Annotated in this window: 9 protein-coding genes; 5 read left to right on the top strand and 4 right to left on the bottom strand. The window is 70.1% G+C overall.

The window, feature by feature from the left end; translation table 11 throughout:
• Nucleotides 1-32 precede the first annotated feature (32 nt).
• The 3 genes from ACWGE1_RS37145 to dusB all read right to left on the bottom strand — a co-directional run bounded on the left by ACWGE1_RS37145 (nucleotide 33) and on the right by dusB (nucleotide 5,631).
• Nucleotides 33-1,031 (bottom strand): helix-turn-helix domain-containing protein, encoded by a 999-nt coding sequence (locus ACWGE1_RS37145; RefSeq protein WP_453424879.1) that lies wholly within the window; start codon nucleotides 1,029-1,031, stop codon nucleotides 33-35.
• Between the two features lie 384 nt (nucleotides 1,032-1,415).
• Nucleotides 1,416-4,124 carry a pyruvate, phosphate dikinase gene (gene ppdK, locus ACWGE1_RS37140; protein ID WP_453424878.1) on the bottom strand — a complete coding sequence of 903 codons (2,709 nt, stop codon included), beginning with the start codon at nucleotides 4,122-4,124 and terminating at the stop codon, nucleotides 1,416-1,418.
• Nucleotides 4,125-4,488: 364 nt separating this feature from the next.
• Entirely contained in the window at nucleotides 4,489-5,631 is a 1,143-nt protein-coding gene (gene dusB / locus ACWGE1_RS37135; protein WP_453424877.1) for a tRNA dihydrouridine synthase DusB, read from the bottom strand.
• 51 nt (nucleotides 5,632-5,682) lie between these two features.
• Between dusB and ACWGE1_RS37130 the strand changes: the two genes are divergently transcribed.
• Nucleotides 5,683-7,131, top strand: coding sequence for an MFS transporter (locus tag ACWGE1_RS37130; RefSeq protein WP_453424876.1), 1,449 nt, complete (start codon nucleotides 5,683-5,685; stop codon nucleotides 7,129-7,131).
• Between the two features lie 50 nt (nucleotides 7,132-7,181).
• On the opposite strand, the gene ACWGE1_RS37125 is transcribed toward ACWGE1_RS37130, so the two are convergent.
• On the bottom strand, nucleotides 7,182-7,637 hold the full coding sequence (locus tag ACWGE1_RS37125) for a MarR family winged helix-turn-helix transcriptional regulator (RefSeq protein ID WP_453424875.1): 456 nt from the start codon (nucleotides 7,635-7,637) through the stop codon (nucleotides 7,182-7,184).
• Nucleotides 7,638-7,716: 79 nt separating this feature from the next.
• Here ACWGE1_RS37125 and ACWGE1_RS37120 point away from each other — a divergent pair, with 79 nt between their 5' ends.
• The 4 genes from ACWGE1_RS37120 to ACWGE1_RS37105 all read left to right on the top strand — a co-directional run bounded on the left by ACWGE1_RS37120 (nucleotide 7,717) and on the right by ACWGE1_RS37105 (nucleotide 10,668).
• Nucleotides 7,717-8,073: a DoxX family protein gene (locus ACWGE1_RS37120; RefSeq protein ID WP_453424874.1), complete on the top strand. Its 357-nt coding sequence runs from the start codon at nucleotides 7,717-7,719 to the stop codon at nucleotides 8,071-8,073.
• 54 nt (nucleotides 8,074-8,127) lie between these two features.
• The gene (locus ACWGE1_RS37115; protein WP_453424873.1) at nucleotides 8,128-9,198 is read left to right on the top strand and encodes an aldo/keto reductase; all 1,071 of its coding nucleotides are present in this window, start codon (nucleotides 8,128-8,130) and stop codon (nucleotides 9,196-9,198) included.
• 21 nt (nucleotides 9,199-9,219) lie between these two features.
• The gene (locus tag ACWGE1_RS37110; protein WP_453424872.1) at nucleotides 9,220-9,813 is read left to right on the top strand and encodes a TetR family transcriptional regulator; all 594 of its coding nucleotides are present in this window, start codon (nucleotides 9,220-9,222) and stop codon (nucleotides 9,811-9,813) included.
• A 138-nt stretch (nucleotides 9,814-9,951) separates the two neighbouring features.
• On the top strand, nucleotides 9,952-10,668 hold the full coding sequence (locus ACWGE1_RS37105) for a VC0807 family protein (RefSeq protein WP_453424871.1): 717 nt from the start codon (nucleotides 9,952-9,954) through the stop codon (nucleotides 10,666-10,668).
• Nucleotides 10,669-10,723 lie beyond the last annotated feature (55 nt).

The raw sequence follows: 10,723 nt of genomic DNA, 5'->3' as shown, positions 1-10,723 counted from the left end.
GGCGGGTTCTGCCCGCCGGGGCGCGGCCGCGTTCACGAGGCCACGGCCCCGCCCTTGAGCAGCGCGGCGCCCAGCGGGGTCACCGTGTGCAGCACCGCGTTGCCCCGGCGCAGCGTGGTGACCAGCCCCGCCTCCCGCATCACGCAGGCGTGCTGGCTCGCGGAGGCCAGCGAGACCCCGGCCCGGCGGGCCAGCTCGCTGGTGGTGGCTCCGTCCCCTATGGCCCGCAGCACGACCGAGCGGGTGTGCCCGACCAGCTTGCCCAGGGTGCGCTGGCGCTGCTCCTCGACGGGCCGGGCCCCCTCGCCGCCCGCGGGCGCCGAGGCCAGCTGCGCGGCGGCGGGGTAGACCAGCACCGGCGGCAGCTCCGGGTCGTGCAGGGTCACCGCGGTGCGCCGGCAGAAGAAGGACGGCTGGAGCAGCAGCCCGCGCCCCCGCAGCCGTACGTCACGGTCCACGGGGTAGTCGCACTCCAGCACCGGAGCCCGCCAGCGCAGCATGGGCGGCAGCGAGGCCAGCAGCTCGTCCGCGCCCCCGTCCAGCAGGGCCCGGCCGCGTGCGGCCCGCTCGGCCTCGATCTGGGCCTGGATGTGCGTCCAGTACGGCTCCACGGCCGCCCGGTGGTACGCGCGCAGCTCGCCCATGAGCCGGGGCAGGTGCTTGCCGCCGTCGTCCACGAACTCCCGCAGCCGTGGCGTCATCGGCGCACCGGCTGCGAGCAGCTGGAGCTCGCGCCGCATGCGCTCGGGACGGATCCCGCGCAGCGCGTCGAGGCCCACGTCCCACCCGTACTGCCCCTCCACAGGGGTCAGGAAATCGGGGAAATAACCACGACTCGGTATGAGCATACCGAGCGTGCGTGTTTCACTATTCAACCTGCTCCGGGTTTCCGTACGCCATTCACCGAACAACCGGGCATCGCGCCGGTCTCTTAAGCGGTGAAAGCTCAGAATCGTTTCCCACAACGCATCGGGACGCCCTGCCATCCGTACGCGTGCCAGGTCCACTCCAGTGAAATGGATACGCAGCACCGAACCCCCACCTGTGCAACCGCAATCCCCCCGCTCCATGAGTATGCACGCCGTCACACGTGGTCACCACGCCCTTTCGGCCACAGTTGAAACCCCTTTCGGCAGGGGCGTGACAACCGAAATCCTGTACTCCGCCGGGCACACTCCGGTGCGACCGAAACGCTCCGCGAAGGCCGTGGGGGGCTTTGCGGGGCCTGGCGGTCGGTCGCACCGGGAAGCGCCGACGTGCCCGGCAGAATGACAGCGGCGGTGGACGGGTGGGGATCCGTCCACCGCCTGCTGGCGTAAAGATTTGTTGAACAACAAAAATAGGCGCGCCCGCCCCCGGGCAGTCAGGGAACCCGGGGACAGGCGCGGTCTATGGGGCCCTTGGCGGGCCAGGGGTCAGCGGCTGTCGCTGCCCTTCGCCTCGGCGGCCGCACGGCCGGCCTCCAGGCGCGCCACCGGAATCCGGAAGGGCGAGCAGGAGACGTAGTCGAGGCCGACCTCGTGGAAGAAGTGGACCGACTCGGGGTCGCCGCCGTGCTCACCGCAGACGCCGAGCTTGAGGTCGGGGCGCGCGGCCCGGCCCTGCTCGACCGCGTAGCGGACGAGGGAGCCGACGCCGTCCTTGTCGATGGTCTCGAAGGGCGAGACCCCGAAGATGCCCTTCTCCAGGTAGGCGGTGAAGAAGCTGGCCTCGACGTCGTCGCGGGAGAAGCCCCACACCGTCTGGGTCAGGTCGTTCGTGCCGAAGGAGAAGAACTGCGCGGCCTCGGCGATCTGCGCGGCCGTCAGGGCGGCGCGGGGCAGCTCGATCATCGTGCCGATGCTCAGCCTGAGGCTGGTGCCGGTGGCGGCCTCGACCTCGGCGATGACCGCGTCGGCCTCCTCGCGGACGATCTCCAGCTCCTGGACGGTGCCGACGAGCGGGACCATGATCTCGGCCCGCGGGTCGCCCTTGGCGTTCTTGCGCTCGGCGGCGGCCTCGGCGATCGCCCGGACCTGCATCTTGAACAGACCGGGGATGACCAGACCGAGGCGGACACCGCGCAGACCCAGCATCGGGTTCTGCTCGTGCAGCTTGTGCACGGCCTGGAGCAGGCGCAGGTCGTTCTCGTTGGCGTCCTTGCGGGACTCGGCGAGGGCGACACGGACCGACAGCTCGGTGATGTCGGGCAGGAACTCGTGCAGCGGCGGGTCGAGCAGGCGGACCGTGACGGGCAGGCCGTCCATCGCCTCGAACAGCTCGACGAAGTCCTTCTTCTGCAGCGGCAGGAGGGCACTGAGTGCCTCCTCGCGCTCGTCGTCGGTGTCCGCGAGGATCAGTCGCTCCACCAGTTCACGGCGCTCGCCGAGGAACATGTGCTCGGTGCGGCACAGGCCGATGCCCTGGGCGCCGAAGCGGCGGGCGCGCAGCGCGTCCTCGGCGTTGTCGGCGTTGGCGCGCACGCGCAGCCGGCGGACGCGGTCCGCGTAGGCCATGATCCGGTGCACGGCGGCGACGAGCTCGTCGGCGTCGTCGGCGCCTGCGTGCATGCGGCCCTCGAAGTACTCGACGACCGGGGAGGGTACGACGGGTACCTCACCGAGGTAGACCTTGCCGGTGGAGCCGTCGATGGAGACGACGTCGCCCTCTTCGATGACCGTCTCGCCCACCGTCATGCGGCGGCGCTTGGTGTCGACGTCGAGCTCCTCGGCGCCGCAGACACAGGTCTTGCCCATGCCGCGGGCGACGACGGCGGCGTGCGAGGTCTTGCCGCCGCGCGAGGTCAGGATGCCCTCGGAGGCGATCATGCCGTCCAGGTCGTCCGGGTTGGTCTCGCGGCGGATCAGGATGACCTTCTCGCCGGAGCGGGACCACTTGACGGCCGTGTAGGAGTCGAAGACGGCCTTGCCGACCGCCGCGCCCGGGGAGGCGGCGATGCCGCGGCCCAGCAGGGTGGTCCTGGCGCCCTCGTCGAAGCGCGGGAACATCAGCTGCGCCAGCTGGTGGCCGCTGACGCGCTGGAGGGCCTCGGCCTCGTCGATCAGGCCCTGGTCCACGAGCTGGGTGGCGATGCGGAAGGCGGCGCCGGCGGTGCGCTTGCCGACACGGGTCTGGAGCATCCAGAGCTGGCCGCGCTCGATGGTGAACTCGATGTCGCAGAGATCCTTGTAGTGGGTCTCCAGCGTCGTCATGATCGTCATGAGCTGGTCGTACGAGGCCTTGTCGATGGCCTCCAGGTCCGCGAGCGGCACGGTGTTGCGGATGCCCGCGACGACGTCCTCGCCCTGGGCGTTCTGCAGGTAGTCGCCGTAGACGCCCGCGTGGCCGCTGGCGGGGTCGCGGGTGAAGGCGACACCGGTGCCGGAGTCGGGGCCGAGGTTGCCGAACACCATGGAGCAGATGTTGACCGCGGTGCCCAGGTCGCTCGGGATGCGCTCCTGGCGGCGGTAGAGCTTGGCGCGGTCGGTGTTCCACGAGTTGAAGACGGCCTCGACGGCGAGGTCGAGCTGCTCGCGGGCGTCCTGCGGGAACTCGCGGCCGGCCTGCTTGGCGACGATCTTCTTGAAGCGGGTGACCAGCTTCTTCAGGTCGGCGGCGTCGAGGTCGGTGTCGACGGTGACCTTCTTGGCGGCCTTGGCCTCGTCGAGGGCCTCCTCGAAGAGCTCGCCGTCGACGCCCAGCACGGTCTTGCCGAACATCTGGATGAGGCGGCGGTACGAGTCCCACGCGAAGCGGTCGTTACCGGCCTGGGAGGCGAGGCCGGTCACGGACTCGTCGGAAAGACCGATGTTCAGGACGGTGTCCATCATGCCGGGCATCGAGAACTTCGCACCGGAGCGCACCGAGACCAGCAGCGGGTCGTCCGACTGTCCGAGCTTCTTGCCCATCTTCGCCTCGAGGGCCGCAAGGTGGGCACTGACCTCTTCGCGCAGCGCGGCCGGGGCCGTGCCGCTCTCGAGGTAGACCTTGCAGGCCTCGGTGGTGATGGTGAAGCCGGGAGGGACCGGCAGACCCAGGTTGGTCATCTCGGCGAGGTTGGCACCCTTGCCGCCGAGAAGGTCCTTGAGGTCGCGGTTGCCCTCGGTGAAGTCGTAGACGAACTTCTGATCTTTGTTTTCCGACACGGGTCTCGACTCCTCGAGGCTCGGTGGCTGCCCTGACGGCCAGGAACATACCCAGATCGAAGGCTTCTGGGTACGTCCACTTGGTCGTCATACGGCCGTAACCACCCGTGCGCCAGCAGATCGAAAGTAACTCATGGGTAATCAGAAAGTACGAAGAGCCTTCACTTGTCGAAGGACGAGGGGGCTCCTGAGGCTTGTTCACGCTCGGATGAGCGATCATCGATACATTTGCGTTCAAGTAATGAACGCACAAAGGGTGGCACCCAGTGCCACCCTTTGAAAGTCTTACCCGTGATTTCCGTGCTCATCTGAGCGAAACCCTTCCCATGCGTGGCGTATATCACGCACCACGGAGGGCGATTTGTCAGCCTCCGGAGGTGTCCAGTTCAGCGTCCTCGCTCACACCCGCGCAGTCGTACGGGTCCTTCAACCAGCCGTCCGGCAGGACAACTCGGTTGTTTCCGGACGTCCGGCCGCGGGGGCCGTCCGCGCTCTCGGGCCATGCTTGATCCAGATCCAGCTCGCTCAGATGAGCGTTCAGCTCGGCCAGCGAAGAGGTCACCGCGAGCTTCTGGCGCATCTCGGACCCGACCGAGAAGCCCTTGAGGTACCAGGCCACGTGCTTACGGAAGTCGATCACCCCGCGCGCCTCGTCGCCGATCCACTCCCCCAGCAGCTGCGCGTGGCGGTGCATGGTCGTGGCGACCTCGCGCAGGGTGGGCTTGTGGAAGTCCTCGGGCCGCCCCTCGAAGGCCGCCACCAGGTCGTTGAACAGCCACGGACGCCCCAGGCAGCCACGGCCCACGACCACGCCGTCGCAGCCGGTCTCGCGGACCATGCGCAGCGCGTCCTCGGCGCACCAGATGTCGCCGTTGCCGAGCACGGGGATCTCCGGCACGTGCTCCTTCAGCCGCGCGATGGCGTCCCAGTCGGCGGTGCCGCCGTAGTGCTGGGCGGTGGTCCGCCCGTGCAGGGCTATGGCGGTGACCCCCTCCTCGACGGCGATCCGGCCGGCGTCGAGGTAGGTGAGGTGGTCGTCGTTGATGCCCTTGCGCATCTTCATGGTGACCGGCAGGTCCCCGGCGCCGGCGACGGCCTCGCGCAGGATCGCGCGCAGCAGGTTGCGCTTGTACGGGAGGGCCGATCCGCCGCCCTTGCGGGTCACCTTGGGGACCGGGCAGCCGAAGTTGAGGTCGATGTGGTCGGCGCGGTCCTCTTCGACAATCATGCGGACCGCCTTGCCGACCGTGGCCGGGTCCACCCCGTACAGCTGAATCGACCGGGGCTTCTCGGTTTCGTCGAAGTGGATCAGCTGCATGGTCTTCTCGTTGCGCTCGACCAGGGCGCGGGTCGTGATCATCTCGCTCACGAACAGCCCCTTGCCGCCCGAGAACTCCCGGCAGAGGGTACGGAACGGGGCATTGGTGATACCGGCCATGGGCGCGAGCACCACCGGGGGCTGCACGGTGTGCGGGCCGATCGCGAGGGGCGGAGGGAGCGTGGTCATCCGCCCATTGTCCCGCATGCCGAGGGGGTGCGGCGGACGTAGCATCGGCGCATGATCGAGCCGAGTCCCCGGCAGCGCACGCTCGTCCTGGCGATCTGCTGCATGAGCCTGCTGATCGTCAGCCTGGACAACACCGTGCTCAACGTCGCCCTGCCCTCGATGCGCCGTGAACTGGACGCCTCGGTCTCGGGGCTGCAGTGGAGCATCGACGCCTACACCCTCGTGCTGGCCTCGCTGCTGATGCTCGCGGGCTCCACGGCCGACCGGATCGGCCGCCGCAAGGTGTTCGTGGCCGGTCTGGTGGCCTTCAGCGTCGGCTCCCTGCTCTGCTCGCTCGCCCCCAGCCTCGACTGGCTGATCGTCTTCCGGATGGTGCAGGCGGTCGGCGGCGCGATGCTCAACCCGGTGGCGATGTCGATCATCACCAACACCTTCACCGATCCCGCCGAGCGGGCCCGGGCCATCGGCGTGTGGGGCGCGGTCGGGGGCGTCTCCATGGCCGCGGGCCCCCTGATCGGCGGAGTGCTGGTGGACTCCGTCGGCTGGCGCTCCATCTTCTGGGTGAACCTGCCGATCGGCCTGGCCGCCCTCGCGCTGACCATGCGCCACATCCCCGAGTCCCGGGCGGCCCGGCCCCGGCGCCCGGACCCGCTGGGTCAGGTACTGGTCATCGCCCTGCTGGGCAGCCTGACGTACGGGATCATCGAGGCGCCGGCCGCCGGCTGGCGCTCGCCGCTGATCATGGGATGCGCGGTGGTGGCCGTCGCCGCGTTCGTGGGACTGCTGATCCACGAGCCCCGGCGCGAGGAGCCGCTGATCGACCTCCGGTTCTTCCGGAGCGCGCCCTTCAGCGGGTCGACCGTCATCGCGATCAGCGCGTTCGCCGGGCTGGCCGGTTTCCTCTTCCTGAACACGCTGTACCTCCAGGACGTGAGGGGGCTGGGCGCCCTGCACGCCGGGCTCTACATGCTGCCCATGGCGGCCCTGACCGTCGTCTTCGCGCCGCTGGCGGGGCGGCTGGTGGGCTCGCGGGGGCCGCGGATCTGCCTGCTGATCGCGGGCGTGGCGATGGCGTCGAGCGGGCTGCTGTTCGCCCTGTTCGAGGCCGAGACGTCCAACCCGCTGCTGTTCACCGGGTACGTGCTGTTCGGGCTCGGCTTCGGCATGGTGAACGCGCCGATCACCAATACGGCGGTGTCCGGGATGCCGCGCTCCCAGGCGGGGGTCGCGGCCGCCATCGCCTCCACCAGCAGGCAGACCGGCGGCACCCTGGGCGTCGCGGTGATCGGCTCGGTGCTGGCGGCCGGGCTGGCGAGCGGGTCCGACTTCTCGGCGGCGGCCCAGCCGGCCTGGTGGATCATCACGGTCTGCGGCCTGCTCGTCCTGGTCGTGGGCGCGGCGACCAGCGGCAGCTGGGCCCGCGCGACGGCGGAGCGGACCGCCCGCAGGCTGGAGGAGCCGGTGAGCGCCGCAGCCGTGACGGGGGCGCCGCGCGGCTGAGGGGTTGCGCGGGCCGGGGGCGCCGCGGCTCCAGGACCGTGCCGGGCGGCTCACTCGCCGCAGTCGAAGTCCTCGGCCGAGGTGTTGACCCGGTCGAGGAGGCCGCGCAGGAGGTCGCGCTCCGCGGCCGTGAGGCCCGCGAAGATGCCGCTCTCGACCTCGTCGAGGGCGGTGTTCGTCTTGTGGAGGGCGGCTTCCCCGGCGTCGGTGATGGCCACGTTGTGGCGGCGGCGGTCGGCCGGGTCCCGGCGGCGCTCGGCCAGACCCTCGCCCTCCAGGTCGTTCAGGATCCCGACGAGCACGCTCGGGTCCACCTCCAGCCGCTCGGCGAGCGCCCGCTGGCCGATGGGGCCGCCGTCCAGGTGCATCAGCGTCATCGCGTGCCGCGGGGTGAGTCCGGCGGCACCGAGCGCCCGCTTCATCCGGGTCTGGGTGACGGATCCGTGCCAGGCCAGCAGGAGGCCCAGCCGCTGCTGAGGGTGCAGTCCGTCCTGATCTGCCGTCATGGTCCACATCGTAGCAACCAGGAAATGATTGCGTTGGACATATCGTTGATGCTATTCAATGGTTTCACATCATCGACCATTGGAGATCTTCATGTTCATCGCCTACGCCGTCGTCGGCGGCCTGCTCGCCCTCGTCCTGACCGCCTCCGCCACCTTCACCCTCCAGCGCAACGACCAGATCGTCGCGAGCATGCAGAAGGTCCGGGTGCCGGACTCGTGGCTGCCACGCCTGGCCACCCTCAAGGCCGCGGGCGCGATCGGCCTGACGGCCGGCCTGTGGGTCACGCCGCTCGGCGTGGCCGCCGCCGCCGGCGTGACCCTCTACTTCATCGGCGCGGTGATCAGCCACCTCCGGGTCAAGGACTACGAGCTGGCGCCGGCGGCCGTCCTCGCCCTGGTCGCGGCGGCCGCCCTGGCGCTGCGGATCCTCGCATGACACTGACGAGTGACAGATATTGAAATCTGTCACTCGTCATGCCATTCTCGTTCCATGACGAAGAACGAGAGCACCTCCCGCATGACCGCCACCACCGACCGCACCCGCACGCTCGGCAGCACCGGCCCCGCCGTCTTCCCGCTGGGGCTGGGCTGCATGGGGATGTCCGCCCTCTACGGGGAGGCGGACCGGGCCGAATCCATCGCGACCGTCCACGCCTATCTGGACGCCACGCCCGACGGCACCGACGTGCTGCTGGACACCGGCGACTTCTACGGCATGGGCCACAACGAACTGCTGATCAACGAAGCCCTGCGCACCGCGCCCGCCCGGGCCCGCGAGCGAGCGCTGACCAGCGTCAAGTTCGGCGCGCTGCGCACGGTCGAAGGGGGCTTCACCGGCTATGACGGCCGGCCCGAGGCCGTCAGGAACTTCCTGGCCTACTCCCTGCAGCGGCTCGGCCGGGACCACATCGACATCTACCGGATCGCCCGCGTGGACCCGGACGTGCCGATCGAGGAGACCGTCGGGGCCATCGCCGAGGCGGTCCAGGCCGGGCACGTGCGCCACATCGGGCTCTCCGAGGTCGGCGCGGACACCCTGCGCCGGGCCGCCGCCGTGGCCCCGATCTCGGACCTCCAGATCGAGTACTCACTGGTCTCCCGCGGCATCGAGGAAGCGATCCTGCCGACCGCCCGCGAGCTCGGCATAGGGATCACGGCGTACGGGGTGCTGTCCCGCGGCCTGATCAGCGGCCACTTCTCCCGCGACCGCGCGCTGGCCCCGGGCGACTTCCGCGGCATGAGCCCCCGCTTCCAGGGCGACAACCTCGACCGAAACCTCGACCTGGTGGAGGCTCTGCGCAAGGTGGCCGAGGGCAAGGGCGTGAGCGTCGCGCAGACCGCCATCGCCTGGGTGCTCACGCAGGGGCCGCGGCACGGGGTCGACATCGTGCCGCTGGTGGGCGCCCGGCGCCGGGACCGGCTCGCCGAGGCACTGGGTGCCATGGACGTCAGCCTGGACGCCGCCGACCTGGCCGCCATCGAGGAGGCCGTCCCGGCGGGCTCCGCGGCCGGGGAGAGGTATCCGGCGGCCCAGATGGCCCACCTCGACAGTGAGCACTGAGCTGACGGTACGGTCGTACCCATGCCTCCCGCTGCTGCCGAGCCCCTGACTCCCGAGCGCATCCTCGAAACCACCGAGGAGGTGCTGCGGCGCTTCGGTCCCACCAAGGCGACCGTGGTGGACGTGGCCCGTGCACTGGGCGTCAGCCACGGCAGCGTCTACCGGCACTTCCCGTCGAAGGCGGCGCTGCGCGAGGCCGTCACGGACCGCTGGCTCGCCAAGAGCGTGGTCATGCTGGAGGAGATCGCCTCGACTCCCACCGGGAGCGCCCCGTCCAAGCTGGAGGCCTGGCTGGAGGCCCTCTTCGCGGCCAAGCGCCACAAGGCGGGCGACGACCCGGAACTGTTCGCCACCTACACCGTGCTGCTCGCCGAGAACAGCGGCGTGGTGGACGCGCACCTGACCGAGCTGATCGACCAGCTGGGCCGGATCATCTCCGAGGGCGTGGCAGCGGGCTCGCTCGCCGCCGACGACGTGCCGGCGGCCGCCCGCGCGGTCTTCGACGCCACCGGCCGCTTCCACGATCCGCAGTACGCGGCCGACTGGCTCTCGCCGACCATCATCACGGAGTTCGAGGCGGTCACCGCCCTGGTGATCCGGGGCCTGCGCGCCTGACGCGGGGCGACCGCCATCCGGAATCGATCAGTCCGGACAGCTTGATGATCATTTTGGGTGCATTCGGGTTGTTCGCGTCCCGTCAAAGTCTTTACGGTCCCCCTGCCGCACTTCATCAGGCACGTCTCAGGGGGAATCTTGTCCACTCCAGCAACTCAAGACGCACACCCTGCACCTCCCAAGCGCTCGGGCGGTGCCGCCGCCCTTGGCTGGATCCTGACCATCGGGCTCAACGTGGTCGCGCCGATCATCACGTACAACGTACTGACCGAGGACCACGCCTGGAGCGAGTTCTCCGCGCTGCTGATCAGCAGCGCCTGGCCGGTGCTCGACAGCGTCATCAGCCTGGCCTGGCGGCGCAAGCTCGACGAGTTCGCCGTCGTCACCCTGGTGTTCCTGGTGATCACCGCCGCCGTCTCGCTCGTCGGCGCGCACTCGGCCCGCGCCCTGCTCATCAAGGACTCGGGGGTCACCGGGCTGTTCGGGCTGCTCTGCCTGGGGACGCTGCTCGCGCCGCGCCCGCTGATGTTCTACTTCGGCCGCAAGTTCGCCACCGACGGCACCCCGCAGAGCACTGCCTGGTGGAATGGCCTGTGGCAGTACGAGGGCTTCCGCACCACCATGACCCGGATGACTCTGGTGTGGGGCGTCGCGTACGTCACCGAGGCCGTCGTCCGCGTCGTGCTCGCCTACACGCTGCCCACCAGGACCATGGTGGTGGTCAGCCCGATCATGATCTACGCGGTGCTGGGCGCCCTCGGCGTATGGACCGCCATGTACGGGAAGCGGTCCAAGGCCGAGGGAGAGCGCCGCGCGGCCGAAGCGGCGGCCGCCCAGGCCGCGGCGACCACCTGACCCCGGCCCACCCCGCGAAAGACCGGTGGCCCGGTGCGCTGCGAGCGCACCGGGC

The organism is Streptomyces sp. NPDC054932 (assembly GCF_053610205.1).
This window is presented reverse-complemented; position numbering and strand designations above follow the sequence as displayed.

Excerpts from the sequence above, each read along its gene's own strand:
- dusB (WP_453424877.1), bottom strand. The coding sequence starts at position 5,631 with ATGACCACGCTCCCTCCGCCCCTCGCGATCGGCCCGCACACCGTGCAG.
- ACWGE1_RS37130 (WP_453424876.1), top strand. The coding sequence starts at position 5,683 with ATGATCGAGCCGAGTCCCCGGCAGCGCACGCTCGTCCTGGCGATCTGC.
- ACWGE1_RS37125 (WP_453424875.1), bottom strand. The coding sequence starts at position 7,637 with ATGACGGCAGATCAGGACGGACTGCACCCTCAGCAGCGGCTGGGCCTC.
- ACWGE1_RS37115 (WP_453424873.1), top strand. The coding sequence starts at position 8,128 with ATGACGAAGAACGAGAGCACCTCCCGCATGACCGCCACCACCGACCGC.
- ACWGE1_RS37110 (WP_453424872.1), top strand. The coding sequence starts at position 9,220 with ATGCCTCCCGCTGCTGCCGAGCCCCTGACTCCCGAGCGCATCCTCGAA.